The organism is Pseudomonas sp. KBW05 (assembly GCF_003852405.1).
In the GTDB taxonomy this organism is placed as follows: domain Bacteria; phylum Pseudomonadota; class Gammaproteobacteria; order Pseudomonadales; family Pseudomonadaceae; genus Aquipseudomonas.
In genome coordinates this window covers 326,671-346,651 of the sequence record NZ_QAJM01000003.1, presented here as the reverse complement: position 1 = coordinate 346,651, position 19,981 = coordinate 326,671, and the positions used below count along the sequence as shown (strand labels likewise).

The window sequence follows — 19,981 nt, the reverse complement described above, 5'->3', positions numbered from 1 at the left end:
CTATGCCCTTGCGCCTTGCGCTGCTTTTGCTTGTTACCGGTCTCGCGGCCGGTTGTGTTTCATCGGGCCATGACAGCCCTATGCAAACCGGTAAAGGCCGTGATGGGGCGCGGGTTGCCTATGTGCAACTGGGCTTGGGTTACCTGCAACAAGGCATGAGCGAGCAGGCCAAGGTACCGCTGAAGAAGGCCCTTGAGCTCGACAGCGACGATGCCGACGCCAATGCGGCGCTGGCCCTGGTGTTCCAGGCCCAGGCCGAGCCTGATCTGGCCCACCACTATTTCCGCAAGGCGCTGGCCTCCCGACCTGCCGACCCTCGGCTGTTGAACAACTACGGCAGCTTCCTGTTCGAGCAGAAACGTTTTGCCCAGGCCGCCCTTTATTTCCAGCAAGCCAGCGCCGATACCCTTTATCCTGAGCGTTCCCGTGTATTCGAGAACCTTGGGGTGACCTCGATGCGCCTCGGCCAGCGCGACAGTGCTCGCCAACAGTTGGAAAAAGCCCTGCATTTGAATGGTCGTCAGCCTCGGGCACTGCTCGAAATGGCTGAGATATCCTTTGATGACAGGCATTATGTGCCGGCACGTGACTATTACGAGCGTTTTAGCCTGCTCAGCGGGCAAAATGCACGTAGTCTATTGCTCGGCGTGCGCCTGGCGACGGTTCATGAAGAACACGACACGGCCGCACGTTTTGGCCAGCAACTCGAACGACTCTATCCCGGTACGCCGGAATATCAGCAATACCTGTCGGAGCAATGATGAAAGCGGCGCACCCGGAAGTTGTAGCAGCTAATCGCGTAAACCCAGGCGACACCTTGCGTCAGGCCCGCGAAAGCAATGGTTGGTCGCTGGCAGAAGTGGCCCTCAAGCTCAATTTGACCACCACGTCCCTGAGCAACCTGGAAGCCGGCGCGTTCGACAAGTTGCCTGGGCATACCTTCGCCCGTGGCTACATCCGCGCCTATGCCAAGTTGCTGGGCATCGACCAGGCCGTACTGGTCCAGGAGTTCGACCAGTTCACCGGTACCGACTCCCAGGGCAGCAACGTTCATGGCCTGGGCCGTATCGAGGAGCCTGTACGGGTTTCCCACACGATTTTGCGCATTGTCAGCCTGTTGCTGCTGATCGCTGTGGTTGGCGGCGGTTTTGTCTGGTGGCAAGACCAGACCTCCCAGCGCACCAAGGACCTGACCAGCAACGCCATGGAGCACGTCGAAGTCGAAAGCGCCGACGGTACCACGCAGATTCATCCGTTGGACGAGCCGGAAGACCAGGCCGTAGCGCAAGGCCAGGCTACACCTGAAACGCCGGTCACTGCCGAGCAAGCGGCACCGGAAGTGGCGCCTGCCGCAACTGCCGCCGCGCCAGCCCCAGTGACGCCGGCCGCAGCAGCTCACACCCCGGCTGCCCCCGTTGCCCAGGCACCTACGCCAGCCGCACCGGTACAAGCGCCTGCTCCAGCCGCACCTGCCGCGCCAGCCATTTCCCCGCCGACCACCCCAGCGCTGATCGCCGGTGATGGCCGCGTACAGATTACCTTCGTCGCTGACTGCTGGACGCAAGTCACCGATGGCAACGGCAAAGTGCTGTTTAGCGGTCTGAAGCGTAAGGGAGATACGCTCGACCAGGGCGGCAAGCCTCCTTTGACGCTGCGTCTGGGCTTTGCCCGTGGCGCGCAAGTGGCCTACAACGGCCAGCCTGTGGACGTGGCGCCGTTCACCAGTGGCGAGACCGCTCGCCTGAAGTTGGGACAATAGTCATGCACGGCGAATCTCCAATCAAACGTCGCGTATCGCGCAAAATCTGGGTCGGCTCCGTGCCGGTGGGTGGCGATGCCCCCATCGCCGTGCAGAGCATGACCAACAGCGACACCAATGACGTGGCTGCCACCGTTGCCCAGATCAACCGTCTGGAAGCGGCCGGCGTCGACATCGTGCGCGTCTCCGTGCCGGACATGGACGCCGCCGAAGCCTTCGGCCGCATCAAGCAGTTGGTCAAGGTGCCGTTGGTTGCCGACATCCACTTCGACTATAAAATCGCATTGCGCGTAGCCGAACTGGGCGTGGATTGCCTACGAATCAACCCGGGCAACATCGGTCGCGAAGACCGTGTGCGCGCTGTAGTTGATGCCGCCCGCGACCGTGGCATTCCAATCCGCATCGGCGTCAACGCCGGTTCCCTGGAAAAAGACCTGCAAAAGAAATACGGCGAGCCCACCCCGGCGGCGCTGGTTGAATCCGCGCTGCGCCACGTTGAACACCTTGAGCGCCTGAATTTCCAGGACTTCAAGGTCAGCGTAAAGGCCTCCGACGTGTTCATGGCGGTGGAAGCCTACCGCCTGCTGGCCAAGGAAATCGTGCAACCGCTGCACTTGGGTATCACCGAAGCCGGCGGTTTACGCTCAGGCACAGTGAAATCTGCGGTGGGTCTCGGTATGCTGCTCGCCGAAGGGATTGGCGATACTATCCGTATCTCGCTGGCGGCAGACCCTGTTGAGGAAGTGAAAGTCGGTTACGACATTCTCAAATCCCTGCGTTTGCGTTCCCGTGGTATCAATTTCATTGCCTGCCCGAGCTGCTCGCGGCAGAACTTCGACGTGGTGAAAACCATGAACGACCTGGAGTTGCGCCTCGAAGACCTGCTGGTGCCACTGGATGTCGCGGTGATCGGTTGTGTGGTCAACGGGCCGGGCGAAGCCAAGGAAGCCCACGTGGGCTTGACCGGCGGTACACCGAACCTGATCTACATCGACGGCAAGCCGGCGCAGAAGTTAACGAATGACAATCTGGTGGATGAGCTCGAAAGACTGATCCGCGAGAAAGCGGCCGAAAAGGTCGCGGCTGACGCAGCGCTGATCGCGCGCGGCTGATTGAACGAATTTAAGGATTTGATGTGAGCAAGTCTCTGCAAGCCATTCGCGGCATGAACGACATCCTGCCGGAGCAGACGCCGCTGTGGCGCTACTTCGAAAGCACCGTCGCGCGCCTGCTGGATAACTACGGTTACAAGCAGATCCGCATGCCGATCGTCGAGTTCACCGAGCTGTTCAAGCGCTCCATCGGTGAAGTGACCGACATCGTCGAAAAAGAAATGTACACCTTTGAAGACCGCAACGGCGATTCCCTGACCCTGCGCCCGGAAGGCACTGCCGCATGCGTGCGCGCCGTGCTTGAGCATGGTCTCACCGGTGCTGGCCAGCCGCAGAAGTTGTGGTACATCGGCCCGATGTTCCGCCACGAGCGTCCACAGAAAGGCCGTTATCGCCAGTTCCACCAGATCGGTCTGGAAGTCTTCAATATCGACGGCCCGGACATCGACGCCGAGCTGATCGTGCTGACCTGGCGCCTGTGGGGCCTGCTGGGTATCCGCGATGCGGTCAAGCTTGAACTCAACAGCCTGGGCACCAGCGAATCCCGCGGCCGCTATAAAGTGGCCCTGGTCGAATACCTGTCGGCCCACCTGGACAAGTTGGACGAAGACAGCCAGCGCCGTCTGAAAACCAACCCGTTGCGCGTCCTCGATACCAAGAACGCCGATACCCAAGCCGTATTGGTGGACGCGCCAAAAATGGCCGACTACCTGGACGACGAATCGCGCATTCACTTCGAGGGCCTCAAGGCTCGCCTGGATGCGGCCGGTATCCCGTTCGTGATCAACACCAAGCTGGTGCGTGGCCTCGACTACTACAGCAAGACCGTGTTCGAGTGGGTCACCGACAAACTCGGCGCCCAGGGCACCGTGTGTGCCGGCGGCCGCTACGACGGCCTGGTCGAGCAGATGGGCGGCAAGCCGACCACTGGCGTGGGCTTTGCCATGGGCATCGAGCGGCTGATCCTGCTGCTGGAAACCCTGGAAAAGGTCCCGGAAGAAATCTCCCGTCAGGTGGATGTGTACCTCTGCGCCTTTGGCGAGGCCGCCGAACTGGCCGCCCTGGCCTTGAGCGAAAAGGTCCGCGACCAACTGCCGAACCTGCGCCTGCAGGTCAATGCCGGCGCCGGCAGCTTCAAGAGCCAGTTCAAGAAGGCCGACAAGAGCGGTGCGCTGTATGCACTGATCCTCGGCGATGACGAACTGGCCCAGCAAGTGATAGGTTTCAAACCCCTGCGTGGCCAGGGCGAGCAACAGAACATTGCCTTTGATGCGCTCGCTGCGCACTTGGCCACCTGCGTCGTGCAGGGTTGAAGCTGTCGAACAGCCGAATTTAGCGATTAAGGAGTATTGGGGTGTCGAGTTCTGATGATGATCAACTGGCCGAGTTCAAGGACTGGTGGCAGCGTAACGGCAAGCCCCTGGTTACTGGCGGTCTGCTGGCTTTAGTGGTGGTGTTCGGCTGGCAAGCCTGGCACAAGTATCAGGCCAACCAATCCCAGGGCGCCTCGATCCTCTATCAGCAATTGCTGGAAACCACCCTGACGCCGGACGGCAAGCCCGACCCTGCGCAGGTTGCAGACCTGGCCGGCAAGCTGAAAAACGAATTTGGCGGTAGCACCTACGCCCAATACGGCAGCCTGTTCGTCGCGAAAGTCGCGGTCGATACCGGCAAGCTGGATGACGCTGCAGCCGAGCTGAAGGCCATCGCCGACAAGCCGACCAACCCGACCCTGGGTGAAATCGCACGTCAGCGCCTGGCTCAGGTCCTGGCGGCACAGAACAAGGCCGACGAAGCACTCAAACTGCTCGAAGGCGATGCTGACAAGGCATTTGTAGCCACTCGCGAAGAGCTCAAGGGCGACCTGTTGGTCCAATTGGGTCGTACCGACGAAGCCAATGCTGCGTACCAAAAAGCCAAGGCGGCGCTGTCTGATGAAGCGGCAGTCGGTGGCTTACAAATCAAGCTGGACGACTTGGCCAAAGGGGATGCGTGACGTGATCCGTTGGAAACATGCAGCATTGCTGGCTCTGGCCGTTCTGGCCGCGGGTTGCAGCAGCAACAGTAAAAAAGAACTGCCGCCTGCGGAGCTGACCAGCTTCAAGGAAGAAGTGGTCCTGCAAAAGCAATGGAGCCGCTCCATCGGTGACGGCCAGGGTGACACCTACAACATGTTGGTACCGGCAATTGACGGTGACAATATTGTGGCCGCTGACGTCACCGGCGTTGTGATCTCGATGGATCGCATGAACGGCGACGTGAAGTGGAAGAAAGACCTTGAACTGCCCGTCTCCGGCGCCGTTGGCGTAGGTTATGGCCTGGTGATGCTCGGCACGCTGAAAGGCGAAGTCGTGGCCCTGGATTCCAGCACCGGTGAAGAGAAATGGCGCGCTCGCGTGACCAGTGAAGTCCTCGCACCGCCTGCCACCAACGGCGATATCGTCGTGGTGCAAACCCAGGACGACCGTGTGATCGGCCTCGACGCCAGCACCGGCGAGCAGCGCTGGTTGTACGACAGCACCCCTGCGGTGCTGACGTTGCGCGGTACCAGTGGTCCGGTTGTGACCAACAATCTGGCCGTTGCAGGCTTGTCCACCGGTAAAGTAGTCGCCCTCGATACCCAGAACGGCGTGCCGGCCTGGGAAACCCGTGTGGCTATCCCGCAAGGTCGTTCCGAACTGGATCGCGTAGTGGACATCGACGGCGGCTTGCTGCTGTCGGGTGAAACCCTCTACGTCGCCACTTACCAGGGCCGCGTTGCGGCACTGGACCTGCAGAGCGGTCGTGTGAACTGGCAGCGTGATGCTTCCAGCTACGCCGGTGTCGCCCAAGGGTTTGGCAGCGTCTACGTAAGCCTGGCGTCTGGCACCGTTGAAAGTGTCGACGAGCGTTCCACCACTGCACTGTGGAGCAACGACTCCCTGGCCCGCCGTCAACTGTCGGCACCGGAAGTCTTCTCCAGCTACGTAGCGGTTGGCGACTTCGAAGGCTACCTGCACCTGCTGAGCCAGGTTGACGGTCGCTTTGTTGGTCGCGAGCGTATCGACAGCGACGGCCTGCGTGCTCGTCCGCTGGTCGTGGGTAACATGCTTTATGTGTTTGGCAACAGCGGCAAGCTGGAAGCCCTGACCATCAAGTAAGAACTATGCTTGGGGTAACACCCAGGCGGCCCCGCTTCGGCGGGGCATGCGGCATCTGACGATGCTGCCCCGAGCACCAGCCGCTGCCTTGCAGCGGCTTTTGTATTTTCTGAAATAACGAAGTGGAGAGCCGCATGGTTCCCGTAATCGCCCTGGTGGGCCGACCTAACGTCGGCAAGTCCACCTTGTTCAACCGCCTGACCAGGACTCGTGACGCCATCGTCGGCGACTTGTCCGGTCTGACCCGTGATCGCCAATACGGTGAGGCAAAGTGGCAAGGGCGCTCCTACATTATTGTCGACACCGGTGGTATCTCCGGTGACGAACATGGCATGGACGAAAAAATGGCCGAGCAGTCGCTGCTCGCCATTGAAGAAGCCGATGTCGTGTTGTTCCTGGTGGACGCCCGTGCGGGCTACACCGCTGCTGACCAAATGATTGGCGAGCACCTGCGCAAGCGCAACAAGCGTTCCTATCTGGTCGCGAACAAGATCGACAACATCGATCCTGAAGCAGCCCGTGCCGAATTCAGCCCGATGGGCCTGGGCGATGCGATTCCGGTCGCCGGCGCCCACGGTCGTGGTATCACCCAGATGCTGGAAATCGCCCTGCGCGATTTCCCTAAGGATGACGCCGAGGAAGAAGAGGGCGAAGAAGAGATCGTCGCCGAAGGCGAGGAAGCCAAGCGCATTCCTGGCCCGAGCGAAAAAGACGGTATCAAGATCGCCATCATCGGCCGTCCTAACGTGGGCAAGTCCACGCTGGTCAACCGCATGCTCGGTGAAGACCGAGTCATCGTCTATGACCAACCTGGCACCACCCGCGACAGTATCTACATCCCGTTTGAGCGTAACGACGAGAAGTACACGCTGATCGACACCGCCGGTGTGCGCAAGCGCGGCAAGATCCACGAGGAAGTTGAAAAGTTCTCGGTGGTGAAGACCCTGCAAGCGATCAAAGACGCCAACGTGGTGATCTTTGTGATGGACGCCCGCGAAGGCGTGGTGGACCACGATCTCAACCTGCTGGGCTTTGCCCTGGAGGCCGGTCGGGCACTGGTGATCGCGATCAACAAGTGGGACGGCATGACGCCGAGCGAGCGCGATTTCGTCAAGATCGAGCTGCAACGTCGCCTGTTCTTCGTCGAGTTCGCCGATATCCACTTTATCTCGGCACTGCACGGTACTGGCGTTGGCAACCTCTACGCCTCCGTACAGAACTCGTTCAAGTCTGCGGTCACCCGCTGGCCGACCAACCGCCTCACCCAGATCCTGGAAGACGCGGTAGGCGAGCACGCGCCGCCGATGGTCAACAACCGCCGGATCAAACTGCGTTACGCCCACTTGGGTGGTGCCAACCCGCCGATTATCGTGATCCACGGCAACCAGATCGAGAAGGTGCCGAAGTCCTACGTGCGTTATCTGGAAAACACCTACCGTCGTGTCTTGAAGCTGGTCGGTACGCCGATCCGCATCGAGTTCAAGGGTGGCGATAACCCGTACGAAGGCAACAAGAACACCTTGACCGACCGTCAGGTGAACAAGAAGCGTCGTTTGATGACTCACCACAAGAAAGCCGACAAGAAGCGCCGTGACAAGAAATAACGGCAGCTTCACGTTGTGAGAGAGGGCTCCTTGGGAGCCCTTTTTTGTGCGCGGTGGTTTGTGCCTTGACCCGGTGCAATTGGCAGCTTAAAACTTGGGGCTCACCTGCAGGGGCCTTTCGATGATCACCAGCAAGCTGCCGAATGTCGGCACGACCATTTTCACCACCATGTCGCAACTCGCTGCCGAGACAGGCGCGCTCAACCTGTCCCAGGGCTTCCCCGACTTCAACGGCCCCCAAGGCTTGCTCGATGCAGTGGGCAAGCACGTTGCCAGTGGGCACAACCAATATTCGCCGATGACCGGCCTGCCGGCCCTGCGTCAGCAAGTGGCGGCCAAGATCGCCCGCAGTTATGGTGCCACCGTCAATGCCGACAGCGAAGTGACCATCACCCCGGGCGCCACCGCCGCGATCTTCTGCGCCATCCAGGCGGTGATCCGCAGCGGCGACGAAGTCATCGTGTTCGACCCTTGCTACGACAGCTATGAGCCCTCGGTCGAGCTGGCCGGCGGTCGTTGTGTGCATGTGCAATTGAGCCTACAAGGCTTTGCGCTGGATTTTGAGCGGATCAAGGCGGCGCTGTCGCCGCGTACACGCATGATCATCCTCAACACCCCACACAACCCTACAGGCGCCTTGATCAGCCGCGCCGAGCTGGACCAGTTGGCCGAATTGATCCGCGACCGTGATATCTACCTGGTCAGCGATGAGGTCTACGAACACCTTGTGTTCGACGGCGTGCCCCATGTCAGCGTGCTGGCCCACGAAGAGTTGTACGCGCGAGCATTTGTGGTCAGCTCCTTCGGCAAGACCTATCACGTCACCGGCTGGAAAACCGGCTACGTGGTTGCACCACCGGCCCTCACTGCCGAGTTGCGCAAGGTGCACCAGTACGTCAACTTCTGCGGCGTGACGCCGTTGCAGTTCGCCCTGGCTGACTTTATGGCCGAGCACCCGGACCACGTCGAGGAACTGCCGGCGTTCTATCAGGCCAAGCGCGATCTGTTCTGCGACCTGCTGGCGCCGTCGCGTTTCAGCTTTAGCCGGGTGGCCGGCACCTACTTCCAACTGGTGGATTACTCACAGATCCGCCCGGACCTGGATGACGTCGCCATGTCCCTGTGGATGACCCGTGAACACGGCGTGGCGACGATCCCGGTCTCGGTGTTCTACCAGAACCCACCGCAAGGCCAGCGCCTGGTGCGCCTGTGCTTTGCCAAACGCGAGGAGACGCTGCGCCAAGCAGCTGAAAAACTATGCGTGATCTAAGTGCACTGCCGGACCTGAACATCGCCCTGATCCAGACCACCCTGGCCTGGCATGACCGCCAGGCCAACCTGGAACACTTCGAGCTGTTGCTGGAGCAGGCCAAGGGCGCCGACCTGATCGTCTTGCCGGAGATGTTCACCACCGGTTTCTCGATGGAGTCGGTCACCCTGGCCGAACCGGAAAACGGCCCGACCCATCACTGGCTCCAAACCCAGGCGAAAAAGTACAACGCCGTGATTACCGGCAGCGTGATTATCGAGGCCGCCGATGGCAGCCACCGCAACCGCTTGCTGTGGGCGCGCCCGGACGGCGGGGTGTGGCACTACGACAAGCGCCACCTGTTCCGCATGGCTGGCGAGCACAATCACTACACCCCCGGCGAGCGCCAGGTGCAGTTCGAGTTGAAGGGCTGGCGCATTCGCCCGCTGATTTGCTACGACCTGCGCTTCCCGGTGTGGAGTCGCGATGCCCAGGATACGGACCTGCTGCTGTACACCGCCAACTGGCCCGGCGCACGGCGTTTGCATTGGAACCGCCTGTTGCCGGCGCGGGCCATCGAGAACCTGTGCTACGTGGCGGCGGTGAATCGGGTGGGTACGGACGGCAAGGGTTTTGCCTACACCGGGGACAGCCAGGTGCTGGATTTCCAGGGTGAGACCCTGCTGAGTGCGGGGGAGGCGGATGGGGTCTTTCAGGTATGCCTGAGTGCGTCGGAGCTGGCGGCGTATCGCACACGATTTCCGGCGAACCTGGATGCCGATACTTTTGAGTTTGTCTGATAGACCGCTTTCGCGAGCAAGCCCGCTCCCACACTGGATTGGGTTTGCACATTTCAACTTGTGAACACAGTCAAATGTGGGAGCGGGCTTGCCCGCGATGAGGCTCTCACAACCAACAAAAAAGGCCCCTGGACTCACATCCAGGGGCCTTCCACATTTCAGCAGCCGATTACGCCGCTTTCGCTTCCAACTGGCTCAACGAGCGGTTCAGCGCACTGAACACCGCCTTGAAGCTCGCCGTGGTGATGTTTTCATCAATACCCACGCCATGCACCGGACGCTCACCGTTCACCCGCAGTTCAATGTAGGCCGCAGCCTTGGCATTGGTGCCGGCGCCAATCGCGTGTTCGTTGTAGTCCATGATCTCGACCTTGATCGGCAGTGCGGCGACCAGCGCCTCCAGGGTGCCGTAGCCCTTGCCCTGCCAGCGCAGGTTGGTTTCGCCCTGGCCCTTGCCCGACACTTCCACTTCCACGCTGCTGTTGCCGTTCTCTTCCTGCAAGCGATGGCTGACCAACGCGTACGGGGTGTTGGCTTGCAGGTATTCACGCTGCAGCAAGGCGTAGATCTGCGGTGCAGTCATCTCCAGGCCCACGCGGTCGGTTTCGGCCTGTACCACCTGGCTGAACTCGATCTGCATGCGGCGTGGCAAGCTGATGTCGTATTCCTGTTCCAGCAGGTAGGCGATGCCGCCTTTGCCCGACTGGCTGTTCACACGGATCACCGCTTCGTAGCTGCGACCGATGTCGGCCGGGTCGATTGGCAAGTACGGCACTTCCCACAGGGCGTCGTCTTTCTGCTGGGCGAAGCCCTTGCGGATCGCGTCCTGGTGGGAGCCGGAGAAGGCGGTGTGCACCAGGTCGCCCACATACGGATGACGTGGGTGCACCTGGATCTGGTTGCACTCTTCGACCACTTTGCGCACGCCGTCGATGTCGGAGAAGTCCAGCTGCGGGTCGAGGCCCTGGGTGTACATGTTCAGTGCCACGGTGACCAGATCGACGTTACCGGTACGCTCGCCGTTGCCGAACAGGCAACCTTCGACACGGTCGGCGCCGGCCATCAGGCCCAGCTCGGTGGCGGCTACGCCGGTACCACGGTCGTTGTGGGTGTGCAGGCTGATGATCACGCTGTCACGACGGTTGATATGGCGGCCGAACCACTCGATCTGGTCGGCATAGATGTTCGGTGTGGCGCACTCAACGGTGGCTGGCAGGTTGAGGATCATCTTGTGCTCAGGCGTCGGGTTCCACACCTCGATCACCGCGTCACAGACTTCCTTGGCGAACTCCAGCTCAGTGGCGCTGAAGGTCTCCGGGGAGTATTCGAAAGTCCACTGGGTCTCTGGCTGCTGGGCGGCATATTTGACGAACAGCTTGGCCGCGTTGACCGCGATCGCCTTGATGCCGTCCTTGTCCTGGTTGAACACGATGCGGCGGAAGGACGGCGAAGTGGCGTTGTACAAGTGCACGATGGCCTTTTTGGCACCGCGCAGGGATTCAAAGGTGCGCGCGATCAAGTCTTCACGGCCCTGGGTCAGCACCTGGATGGTGGTGTCCGCGGGGATGTGGTTGTCTTCGATCAGGGTACGCACGAAGTCAAAGTCGGTTTGCGAAGCGGCCGGGAACGACGCTTCGATTTCCTTCACGCCTACCGACACCAGGGTCTTCCAGAAACGCAGCTTCTTCGCGGCGTCCATCGGCTCGATCAGCGACTGGTTGCCATCACGCAGGTCGGAGCTGCACCAGATCGGCGCGGTGGTGATGGTTTTTGAAGGCCAGGTGCGGTCCGGGATGTCGATGGTCGGGAACGCGCGGTACTTCGAAGACGGGTCTTTGAGCATGCTCATCGGGAAATCCTTTGTTTAGGGGCCGAAAAGAGGCGGCCTGCCGTGGAACTGTTATTGGGGATAAAGCGTAGGACGAGGCAGATCGATTCAGCCTGGCAGTCGTGCGCTGACAAGGCACAGGCTGCGGTGCTGGCGAAGCTGAATGAGGGTGTGAGAGGTTTTCATAAGCTCAACCCTAACCGCCGGGGTGAAAGATGGCAAGCAGTCGGGAAAAATTGAGATAAGTTCTGCTATCGACGTAGTAAACAGGATTTTATGGTTGTAAATTATCCAGAGTCTATTTTTTATTGCGCGCCATTTGGCTGGCGCGCAATTGAATCCATCAGGGCTGGAAGGCGCCGATAAAGATCGCCGGGTCGACCCGCGCATCGTTGAGGCTGACGTTCCAGTGCATATGCGGCCCGGTCGCACGCCCGGTCGCGCCGACTTTGCCGACCACGGCGCCACGGGTCAGCTGATCACCGACTTTCACATCGATCTTCGACATATGGCAGAACATGCTGATAAAGCCCTGGCCGTGATCGACGAACACGGTGTTGCCGTTGAAAAAGTAGTTGCCCACCAGGATCACCTTGCCATTCGCCGGGGTCTTGATCGGCGTGCCCGCCGGCACCGCGAAGTCCAGGCCGGAGTGGGGATTGCGCTCTTCACCGTTGAAGAACCGGCGCACGCCGAACTTGCTCGACAGCGGCCCGTTCACCGGTTTATCCAGCACCAGGTTGCTTGGCAGGTTCGGGCTGAAACTGCGGTAAGCCTTGATCTGCACCGCCAGTTCCGCCTCGATGCGCTTGAGTTGCGCCGGCTCGGGGTTTACCTGGCTTTTGTTTTTCAAGGTGATGCGCTGTTCCGGGTACTTCTTGTAGCCGACGATAAACGGCAGGTTGCGCCCGCCACTGCTGATGCGCTCGTTGCCCGGCTTGACTGTCAGCGGGATGCCGACAATTGCCAGCCAGTTGTCCTGTTCCTTTACTACCAACACCGGTTTGCCTTGGTAGCTGGCCTTCGGTGCAGTTGCCGATGGGCCCAGATCGACGACGGCAACGCCACCGGGCACCGGCTTGTTCAAGGTGCGGGTGATGTAGCTGTCGGCGTGGGCGTTAACGGCAAGGCACAACAACATCAACAGGCTGAATAAACGTGGCATCAATCAATCCAATAACGAAAGGGTGACGGGGGTGAGGTGGTTGTCTTCCACCCGCACTTGCAGTTGGCCTTCACCGAGGCGTGCGGTCAGGCGCTGGCCGGTGTGGGTTTGTGCGGCGTTGCGAATCGCCTGGCCGCGTTCGTCCAGCAGGATGCTGTAGCCACGGCCCAAGGTCGCCAGCGGGCTCACCACGTGCAGCGTCTGCACCTGGCTTTGCAGTTGCAGGCGGCGCGCCTTGAGGCCTTCGCGCATGGCGCGGGGCAGGCGCTCGGCAAGGCTGTCGAGGCGCTGGCGCAGCAGGGCCAGTTGGCGGCCGGGATGCTGGCCGGCAAGGCGGGTTTCCAGACGGATCAGGCGCTCGCGACGGGTATTGAGGCTGCGCTCGAAGGCGCGGCGCAGGCGCATGTCCAGGTCGTCCAGGCGCTGGGCTTGCTGGCGCAGGCGTTCGCCGGGATGGCGCAGGCGCCGGGCCATGCCTTCCAGGCGCAGGCGGTCGTGGCTCAGGCGATTGCGCATCAGCATCACCAGGCGGCGATGCAGGTTTTCAACCTGGCGCACCAGATGGCTGGCGTCTGGCGCAAGTAATTCGGCTGCGGCGGACGGGGTAGGGGCGCGCACGTCGGCGACAAAGTCGCTGATGGACACATCGGTTTCATGGCCGATGGCGCTGACGATGGGCGTAACGCAGGCATCCACGGCTCGGGCCACGGCTTCTTCGTTGAAGCACCAGAGGTCTTCCAGTGAGCCGCCACCACGCGCCAGGATCAGCGCATCAAAGCCACGGGCATCCGCCAGTTTCAACGCCCGCACAATCTGAGGTATCGCTTCGCGGCCTTGCACGGCAGTGGGGATCAGCGTCAGTTCAACGTTCGGCGCACGGCGGCGGAACACGCTGATGATGTCGCGGATCACCGCACCGGTCGGCGAACTGATAATGCCAATGCGCCGAGGATGGGCCGGCAGCGGCACCTTGCGCTCGGCGCTGAACAGGCCTTCGGCGCTGAGTTTTTCCTTCAGCGCATCGAAGGCCAGGCGCAACGCGCCGTCACCGGCCGGCTCCACCGTGTCGAGGATCAGTTGATAATCGCCGCGGCCCTCGAACAGCGAGACCTTGCCGCGCACTTTCACCGCCAGGCCGTCTTTCAAGGCCTGGCGCACCCGCGCGGCGTTATTGCGGAACAGCGCGCAACGTACCTGGGCGCCGCTGTCCTTGAGGGTGAAATACACGTGGCCGGAGGCCGGGCGGGCGAGGTTGGAGATCTCGCCTTCGACCCAGATATTGGTGAACACGTCTTCCAGCAACACCCGCGCGCGGCCGTTGAGTTGGCTGACAGTGAGGACTTCGCGGTCGAGGCCCAGGCGGGCAAAGGGATCTTTAATCATGGGCGGCAGTTTATAGGCATTCCTGCAAGGTTTGGCAGAATTGCGCCACCAGTGCGCTGGGCGCTTGCGCACAGGCCAGGGCCACGGTGCTCAGGCAGTCCGGGTCGGCCAGCGGCAAAAAACGCACGCTGGCGGGAGCGATGTCCTGCATGGACTTTGGTAACAAGGCAATACCAAAGCCGGCCTGGATCAGCTGCAACTGGGTGGTCTTGCGTGACATCACCCGCGCAGCCCTGGGGAAAAAGCCTGCACGCATGCACAACTCGGCCGACAGATAGCTCAGGCCTCCGCGCTGAGGGTGGGGGATCGAGATAAACGCCTCGTCCCTGAGTTGGGCCAACTCCACCGGCGTATTGCTGCGCGCCAGCGCATGATCCGGCGGCACGGCCAGCAACACTTGCTCGCTATATAAAGGCGTTACACGCACGCCTTCACGCTGGCGCAGCACCGGCAGGCGCAACAATCCTACGTCCAGGCGTCCGTCGGCGATTTCCTCCAGCTGCGCTTCCGAGGACAGTTTGACGATGTCCATCGACACCCCGGGGCAGCGTTCCAGCCAGGTGCTGATCCCCTGCAGCAACGCGCCGCTCATCGGCACGGTGCTCGAATGGCTCAAGCGCAGCGTGCCGAGTTGGCCGTTGCCCACTTGTGTGGCCATCTCGCTGGCCTTGAGCAGCTCGCTCAGCAGGGCGCGCGCCCGCGGGTAGAACGCTTCGCCCGCCGCTGTCAGCCGGGGCTGGCGCGCGGTGCGTTCGAACAGTGGGGTTTGCAGCTGGGTTTCCAGTTCCTTGATCTGCCGGCTCAACGCTGATTGGGCGACAAACAAACGCTCGGCGGCGGCGCTGAAGCTGCCACTGTCGGCGATTTCGACGAAGTAGCGCAGTTGGCGGGTGGAGATCACGCGTCATGCCTTTTTGAGATGGGTGGAGGGCTTTGAAGATATTAGTCGCAACCCTCGCCGATGGCTAAAGTGAAGGTCATCTCTTTCAAGGAATAACCCATGGGCGCGGTCGAGCTGTTAAGCCAGTGGTCGTTTGGCGGTGTGGATTGGCTGGTGATTGCCGTGGGCGTGGTGGTGGCCTACATCGTGTTTGGCATCGCCGGTTTTGGCACGGCGTTGGTGGCGGGGCCGATCCTGATTCTGTTTATGCCGCTGTCAAAAATCATTCCGTTGCTGGTGTTGCTGGATTTTGTCGCGGCCTTTGGCAACCTGCTGCAATCGCGGCGCGACGTGAACAAGCCCGAGCTGCTGAGATTGCTGCCGTGCATGGCCATCGGTTGCACCCTGGGCGTGGTGTTTTTGCTCAATCTGCATTCGGATGTGTTGTTACTGCTGATGGGGCTGTTTATCAGTGCCTATGCGCTCTACAGCCTGCTGGTAAAGGCACGGCCGGGGCAGTTGGCGGCGGGGTGGTCGATCCCGATGGGCACCGTGGGTGGGCTGTTTGGCGCACTGTTTGGCAGTGGTGGCTTTTTATATGCGATCTACCTGAACAGCCGATTGCCCAAGGACGCGGCGCGCGCCACCCAAAGTGCGTTGATCAGTTGCAGCACGGTGGTGCGCTTGAGCCTGTTCCTGATTGCCGGGGTGTATGCGGATTTGCCGTTGTTGATGTTGGCGCTGTGCCTGTTGCCGGCGATGGGGTTGGGGTTGTGGTTTGGGCGCCGGTTGACGATGCGGCTGTCGCGTGAAACTTTTGTGCGATTGGTGACCTGGTTAGTGTTGGCCAGCGGCATCGTATTGATCGGGCGGTACTTGAGCGCTTGACCTGATTTCTTCAGGGATTAAGCTGCCAGCCTTCAGGGCCTCTTCGCGAGCAAGCCCGCTCCCACATTCGGTCGCATTCTTCCTGTAGGAATACGGTCGAATGTGGGAGCGGGCTTGCTCGCGAAGGCGCCAGACGGCACACCGCAGGACTCTCAGGCCCCATGAACTCCCAAAGCATCCTTGTCCCGAAAATCTCCACCTTGCCCGTCCACGAACCCCGCGCCCGGGCGATCGTGCGTTGGTTGGTGCGCAAGAACATTATCAAGGAAGAACTCACCACCTGCGGGCGCACCGGCAACCGCATGGGCTATGCCCTGGCCGACGGCGCCCGCGCCGTGGTGCTGCACCCGCAGGCGCTGCCGTTCAACGAGCCGATCAACGGCCTGGAGATTATCTACAAGCGCTGCATCTACACGCCGGCCAAGGGCTTTCTTGAAGAAGCCGGCTGCCCGGAATGCCGCAAGGAAGTCGGCGAAGCGCTGTTCGACAGCCTCGAAGACTGGATGCCCGGCCACACCGACAACTTCACCTGCCCGCTGTGTGGGCATGAAGACGACATCAACGGTTTCCTGTTCCTACAGGAATGCGGGTTTTCCAACCTGGGCTTCATCTTCAACAACTGGGCGGAGGCGGGGTTCAAGCAGAGCTTTATCGACGAATTTGCCGATTGGCTGGACCAGAAGATGAGTTGGGTCAAAGTCGAACTCTAATCCATCTATCAGTATTACCAAGTTTGTCAGAGTTTTACATTGAGCCCGGCGGGGCGCATGTATATAATGGCGCGCTTCCATTTTCCCGCTCGGGAGCCCCCGCGATGCTGCGTATCAGCCAAGAAGCTCTGACATTCGACGACATTCTCCTAGTGCCCGGTTATTCCGAGGTGCTTCCTAACGAAGTCAGTCTCAAGACCCGCCTAACCCGTGGCATCGAGCTGAATATTCCTCTGGTTTCCGCTGCCATGGACACCGTCACTGAGGCCCGTTTGGCAATCGCCATGGCTCAGGAAGGCGGCATTGGCATCATCCACAAGAACATGACCATCGAGCAGCAAGCTGCCGAAGTGCGCAAGGTCAAGCGTTACGAAGCCGGTGTGGTCAAAGACCCCATCACTATCGAAGCCGACGCCACCGTGCGTGACCTGTTCGACCTGACCCGCCTGCACAACATCTCCGGTGTTCCGGTGCTGCATGATGGCGACCTGGTCGGCATCGTCACTTCCCGTGACGTGCGTTTCGAAAACCGTCTTGAAGTCACCGTCCGCGAAGTGATGACGCCCAAAGAGCGTCTGGTCACTGTCAAGGAAGGCGCCGACAAGAACGACGTGCGCGAACTGCTGCACAAGCACCGCATCGAGCGCGTGCTGATCGTCGATGACAAATTCGCCCTCAAAGGCATGATGACCGTCAACGACATCGAAAAAGCCAAGGCTTACCCACTGGCCAGCAAGGATGACCAAGGTCGTCTGCGCGTTGGCGCTGCGGTCGGCACCGGTAAAGACACCGGTGACCGCGTTGCCGCGCTGGTCGCTGCTGGCGTTGACGTGGTGGTGGTCGACACTGCCCACGGTCACTCCAAAGGCGTGATCGACCGCGTGCGTTGGGTCAAGCAGAACTTCCCTGAAGTGCAAGTGATCGGCGGCAACATTGCCACCGGCGCTGCCGCCAAGGCCCTGGCCGAAGCGGGCGCGGATGCGGTCAAGGTCGGTATCGGCCCTGGCTCGATCTGCACCACCCGTATCGTTGCCGGTGTGGGCGTGCCGCAGATCAGCGCCATCGCCAACGTTGCCGCTGCCCTTGAAGGCACTGGCGTACCGTTGATCGCCGACGGCGGCATCCGTTTCTCCGGTGACCTGTCCAAGGCCATCGTTGCCGGTGCTTCCTGCGTGATGATGGGCTCGATGTTCGCCGGTACTGAAGAAGCGCCAGGTGAGATCGAACTGTTCCAGGGTCGTTCGTACAAGGCTTACCGTGGCATGGGTTCGCTGGGCGCCATGTCCCAGGCACAAGGTTCTTCCGACCGTTACTTCCAGGACTCCTCGGCAGGCGCCGAGAAACTCGTCCCGGAAGGCATCGAAGGCCGCGTACCTTACAAAGGCACCCTGAGCGCGATCATCCACCAACTGATGGGCGGCCTGCGTTCCTCGATGGGTTACACCGGCAGCGCCGACATCGAAGAAATGCGCACCAAGCCAGAGTTCGTGCGGATCACCGGCGCCGGCATGGCTGAATCCCATGTCCACGACGTGCAGATCACCAAGGAAGCGCCAAACTACCGCGTAGGTTGATGCTTCCAGCAAAACGTTAAGTAACCGGGGCTGTTCTTCAGCCCCGAGTTGTTTCTGATTCATTAGACGAGACTGACTTCATGGCCCTCGACATTCACGCCCACCGCATCCTGATCCTCGACTTCGGTTCCCAGTACACCCAGCTGATCGCCCGCCGCGTGCGTGAAATCGGCGTGTACTGCGAACTGCATCCGTTCGACATGGACGACGAAGCGATCCGCGAATTCGCACCCAAAGGCGTCATCCTCGCCGGTGGCCCCGAGTCCGTGCACGAAGCCAACAGCCCGCGTTGCCCGCAAGCCGTATTCGACCTGGGCGTGCCCGTCTTCGGTATCTGCTACGGCATGCAGACCATGGCCGAGCAACTGGGCGGCAAGGTTGAAGGTTCCGAGCTGCGTGAATTCGGTTATGCCCGTGTGGATGTGGTCGGCAAGAGCCGCCTGCTGGACGGCATCGAAGACCACGTCGACGCCGACGGCCTGTTCGGCCTCGACGTGTGGATGAGCCACGGTGACAAGGTCACCAAGATGCCGGAAGATTTCCACATCCTGGCCAGCACCCCGAGCTGCCCGATCGCCGGCATGTTCAGCGACGAGCGTCGCTACTACGGCGTGCAGTTCCACCCGGAAGTGACCCACACCAAGCAAGGCGGCCGCATCCTGTCGCGCTTCATCCTCGACATCTGCGAGTGTGAAGCCCTGTGGACCCCCTCGAAAATCGCTGAAGACGCCATCGCCCAGGTTCGCGCCCAGGTCGGCACCGACAACGTACTGCTGGGCCTGTCCGGCGGCGTTGACTCCTCGGTAGTGGCTGCCCTGCTGCACAAAGCCATCGGCGACCAACTGACCTGCGTCTTCGTCGACAACGGCCTGCTGCGCCTGCACGAAGGCGAGCAAGTGATGGCCATGTTCGCCGAGAACATGGGCGTCAAGGTGATCCGCGCCAACGCTGAAGATCAGTTCTTGAACAACCTGGCCGGCGAGTCCGACCCAGAGAAAAAGCGCAAGATCATCGGTCGCACCTTCATCGACGTATTCGATGCCCAGTCCAACAACCTGGACAACATCAAGTACCTCGCCCAAGGCACTATCTACCCTGACGTGATCGAGTCGGCTGGCGCCAAGAGCGGCAAGGCCCACGTGATCAAGTCCCACCACAACGTGGGTGGCCTGCCTGAGGAAATGAACCTCAAGCTGGTAGAACCGCTGCGCGAACTGTTCAAGGACGAAGTCCGCCGTCTGGGCCTGGAACTGGGCCTGCCGTACGACATGGTCTACCGCCACCCATTCCCGGGCCCGGGCCTGGGCGTGCGTATCCTGGGTGAAGTGAAGAAGGAATACGCCGACCTGCTGCGTCGTGCCGACCACATCTTCATCGAAGAACTGCGCAAGGCCGACTGGTACCACAAGGTCAGCCAGGCGTTCGTGGTGTTCCAGCCAGTGAAATCCGTTGGCGTTGTAGGCGATGGCCGTCGTTACGCGTGGGTCGTGGCCCTGCGTGCCGTAGAAACCATCGACTTCATGACCGCCCGTTGGGCACACCTGCCGTACGAACTGCTGGAAACGGTCAGCGGCCGTATCATCAATGAGATCGAAGGCATTTCGCGCGTGACGTATGACGTGTCGAGCAAGCCGCCGGCGACGATTGAGTGGGAATGATCCTGCACTAGCAGGTGAATGCTGAATGACAAAACCCCGGCCTGGTGCCGGGGTTTTGCATTTGGGGCTAGAAGAACTCGTCCAGCAGGCAGTAGAACTTCAGGCGCTGCTCGTCGGGCTCGACACCGTAGAGCTCAAAGAAGGGTTTCACCCACGCCTGGCCAAGCTCGCGTTCGATACTTTGGGCTGCCAGGGCCAAGTCTTGATGGCGGTCACTGATGCCCAGGCGTG

General features: G+C 60.9%; 17 protein-coding genes and 1 pseudogene. 13 read left to right on the top strand and 5 right to left on the bottom strand.

Annotated features, from left to right (window positions below; all coding sequences use genetic code 11):
* The first annotated feature begins 2 nt into the window (after window positions 1-2).
* From pilW to DBR46_RS03550, 9 genes are all read left to right on the top strand, one after another.
* Complete coding sequence (pilW, locus tag DBR46_RS03590) at window positions 3-761, top strand: type IV pilus biogenesis/stability protein PilW (protein WP_124525061.1); 759 nt, start codon at window positions 3-5, stop codon at window positions 759-761.
* Window positions 761-1,759 (top strand): RodZ family helix-turn-helix domain-containing protein, encoded by a 999-nt coding sequence (locus tag DBR46_RS03585; RefSeq protein ID WP_124525060.1) that lies wholly within the window; start codon window positions 761-763, stop codon window positions 1,757-1,759. The genes pilW and DBR46_RS03585 overlap by 1 nt, the downstream gene beginning before the upstream one ends.
* 2 nt (window positions 1,760-1,761) lie before the next feature.
* Window positions 1,762-2,871 (top strand): flavodoxin-dependent (E)-4-hydroxy-3-methylbut-2-enyl-diphosphate synthase, encoded by a 1,110-nt coding sequence (gene ispG, locus DBR46_RS03580; RefSeq protein WP_099585613.1) that lies wholly within the window; start codon window positions 1,762-1,764, stop codon window positions 2,869-2,871.
* 23 nt (window positions 2,872-2,894) lie between these two features.
* Window positions 2,895-4,184 carry a histidine--tRNA ligase gene (gene hisS, locus DBR46_RS03575; protein ID WP_017736817.1) on the top strand — a complete coding sequence of 430 codons (1,290 nt, stop codon included), beginning with the start codon at window positions 2,895-2,897 and terminating at the stop codon, window positions 4,182-4,184.
* Between the two features lie 41 nt (window positions 4,185-4,225).
* Entirely contained in the window at window positions 4,226-4,867 is a 642-nt protein-coding gene (locus DBR46_RS03570; protein ID WP_124525059.1) for a tetratricopeptide repeat protein, read from the top strand.
* Window positions 4,860-6,011, top strand: coding sequence for an outer membrane protein assembly factor BamB (gene bamB, locus DBR46_RS03565; RefSeq protein ID WP_124525058.1), 1,152 nt, complete (start codon window positions 4,860-4,862; stop codon window positions 6,009-6,011). Before DBR46_RS03570 ends, bamB begins: the two co-directional genes overlap by 8 nt.
* 134 nt (window positions 6,012-6,145) lie before the next feature.
* On the top strand, window positions 6,146-7,615 hold the full coding sequence (gene der / locus DBR46_RS03560; RefSeq protein WP_124525057.1) for a ribosome biogenesis GTPase Der: 1,470 nt from the start codon (window positions 6,146-6,148) through the stop codon (window positions 7,613-7,615).
* 121 nt (window positions 7,616-7,736) lie between these two features.
* Window positions 7,737-8,885, top strand: coding sequence for a pyridoxal phosphate-dependent aminotransferase (locus DBR46_RS03555; RefSeq protein ID WP_124525056.1), 1,149 nt, complete (start codon window positions 7,737-7,739; stop codon window positions 8,883-8,885).
* Complete coding sequence (locus DBR46_RS03550) at window positions 8,873-9,664, top strand: amidohydrolase (RefSeq protein ID WP_124525055.1); 792 nt, start codon at window positions 8,873-8,875, stop codon at window positions 9,662-9,664. Before DBR46_RS03555 ends, DBR46_RS03550 begins: the two co-directional genes overlap by 13 nt.
* Window positions 9,665-9,833: 169 nt before the next feature.
* Here DBR46_RS03550 and leuA read toward each other — a convergent pair whose 3' ends face one another.
* The 4 genes from leuA to DBR46_RS03525 form a co-directional block, all read right to left on the bottom strand.
* Window positions 9,834-11,513 carry a 2-isopropylmalate synthase gene (gene leuA / locus DBR46_RS03545; RefSeq protein ID WP_017736812.1) on the bottom strand — a complete coding sequence of 560 codons (1,680 nt, stop codon included), beginning with the start codon at window positions 11,511-11,513 and terminating at the stop codon, window positions 9,834-9,836.
* A 322-nt stretch (window positions 11,514-11,835) separates the two neighbouring features.
* On the bottom strand, window positions 11,836-12,657 hold the full coding sequence (locus DBR46_RS03535; RefSeq protein WP_124525054.1) for a M23 family metallopeptidase: 822 nt from the start codon (window positions 12,655-12,657) through the stop codon (window positions 11,836-11,838).
* A gap of 3 nt (window positions 12,658-12,660) precedes the next feature.
* The gene (gene xseA, locus DBR46_RS03530; RefSeq protein ID WP_124525053.1) at window positions 12,661-14,040 is read right to left on the bottom strand and encodes an exodeoxyribonuclease VII large subunit; all 1,380 of its coding nucleotides are present in this window, start codon (window positions 14,038-14,040) and stop codon (window positions 12,661-12,663) included.
* 10 nt (window positions 14,041-14,050) lie between these two features.
* Window positions 14,051-14,941, bottom strand: a complete 891-nt coding sequence (locus tag DBR46_RS03525; RefSeq protein ID WP_124525052.1) for a LysR family transcriptional regulator — start codon at window positions 14,939-14,941, stop codon at window positions 14,051-14,053.
* Window positions 14,942-15,040: 99 nt separating this feature from the next.
* On the opposite strand from DBR46_RS03525, the gene DBR46_RS03520 reads away from it, so the two are divergent.
* From DBR46_RS03520 to guaA, 4 genes are all read left to right on the top strand, one after another.
* Window positions 15,041-15,808, top strand: a complete 768-nt coding sequence (locus tag DBR46_RS03520; RefSeq protein WP_124525051.1) for a sulfite exporter TauE/SafE family protein — start codon at window positions 15,041-15,043, stop codon at window positions 15,806-15,808.
* A gap of 161 nt (window positions 15,809-15,969) precedes the next feature.
* The gene (locus tag DBR46_RS03515) at window positions 15,970-16,518 is read left to right on the top strand and encodes a hypothetical protein (protein ID WP_017736807.1); all 549 of its coding nucleotides are present in this window, start codon (window positions 15,970-15,972) and stop codon (window positions 16,516-16,518) included.
* Between the two features lie 104 nt (window positions 16,519-16,622).
* On the top strand, window positions 16,623-18,092 hold the full coding sequence (gene guaB / locus DBR46_RS03510; RefSeq protein WP_017478674.1) for an IMP dehydrogenase: 1,470 nt from the start codon (window positions 16,623-16,625) through the stop codon (window positions 18,090-18,092).
* Window positions 18,093-18,172: 80 nt separating this feature from the next.
* On the top strand, window positions 18,173-19,750 hold the full coding sequence (gene guaA / locus DBR46_RS03505) for a glutamine-hydrolyzing GMP synthase (protein ID WP_124525050.1): 1,578 nt from the start codon (window positions 18,173-18,175) through the stop codon (window positions 19,748-19,750).
* Between the two features lie 67 nt (window positions 19,751-19,817).
* Here the strand turns inward: guaA and DBR46_RS30475 are convergent.
* Window positions 19,818-19,981, bottom strand: a pseudogene (locus tag DBR46_RS30475) (APH(3') family aminoglycoside O-phosphotransferase); the annotation flags it as partial.

Coding starts and splice junctions, on each gene's coding strand:
- pilW (WP_124525061.1), top strand. CDS start 3: ATGCCCTTGCGCCTTGCGCTGCTTTTGCTTGTTACCGGTCTCGCGGCC.
- DBR46_RS03585 (WP_124525060.1), top strand. CDS start 761: ATGAAAGCGGCGCACCCGGAAGTTGTAGCAGCTAATCGCGTAAACCCA.
- ispG (WP_099585613.1), top strand. CDS start 1,762: ATGCACGGCGAATCTCCAATCAAACGTCGCGTATCGCGCAAAATCTGG.
- bamB (WP_124525058.1), top strand. CDS start 4,860: ATGCGTGACGTGATCCGTTGGAAACATGCAGCATTGCTGGCTCTGGCC.
- der (WP_124525057.1), top strand. CDS start 6,146: ATGGTTCCCGTAATCGCCCTGGTGGGCCGACCTAACGTCGGCAAGTCC.
- DBR46_RS03555 (WP_124525056.1), top strand. CDS start 7,737: ATGATCACCAGCAAGCTGCCGAATGTCGGCACGACCATTTTCACCACC.
- DBR46_RS03550 (WP_124525055.1), top strand. CDS start 8,873: ATGCGTGATCTAAGTGCACTGCCGGACCTGAACATCGCCCTGATCCAG.
- leuA (WP_017736812.1), bottom strand. CDS start 11,513: ATGAGCATGCTCAAAGACCCGTCTTCGAAGTACCGCGCGTTCCCGACC.
- DBR46_RS03535 (WP_124525054.1), bottom strand. CDS start 12,657: ATGCCACGTTTATTCAGCCTGTTGATGTTGTTGTGCCTTGCCGTTAAC.
- xseA (WP_124525053.1), bottom strand. CDS start 14,040: ATGATTAAAGATCCCTTTGCCCGCCTGGGCCTCGACCGCGAAGTCCTC.
- DBR46_RS03520 (WP_124525051.1), top strand. CDS start 15,041: ATGGGCGCGGTCGAGCTGTTAAGCCAGTGGTCGTTTGGCGGTGTGGAT.
- DBR46_RS03515 (WP_017736807.1), top strand. CDS start 15,970: ATGAACTCCCAAAGCATCCTTGTCCCGAAAATCTCCACCTTGCCCGTC.
- guaB (WP_017478674.1), top strand. CDS start 16,623: ATGCTGCGTATCAGCCAAGAAGCTCTGACATTCGACGACATTCTCCTA.
- guaA (WP_124525050.1), top strand. CDS start 18,173: ATGGCCCTCGACATTCACGCCCACCGCATCCTGATCCTCGACTTCGGT.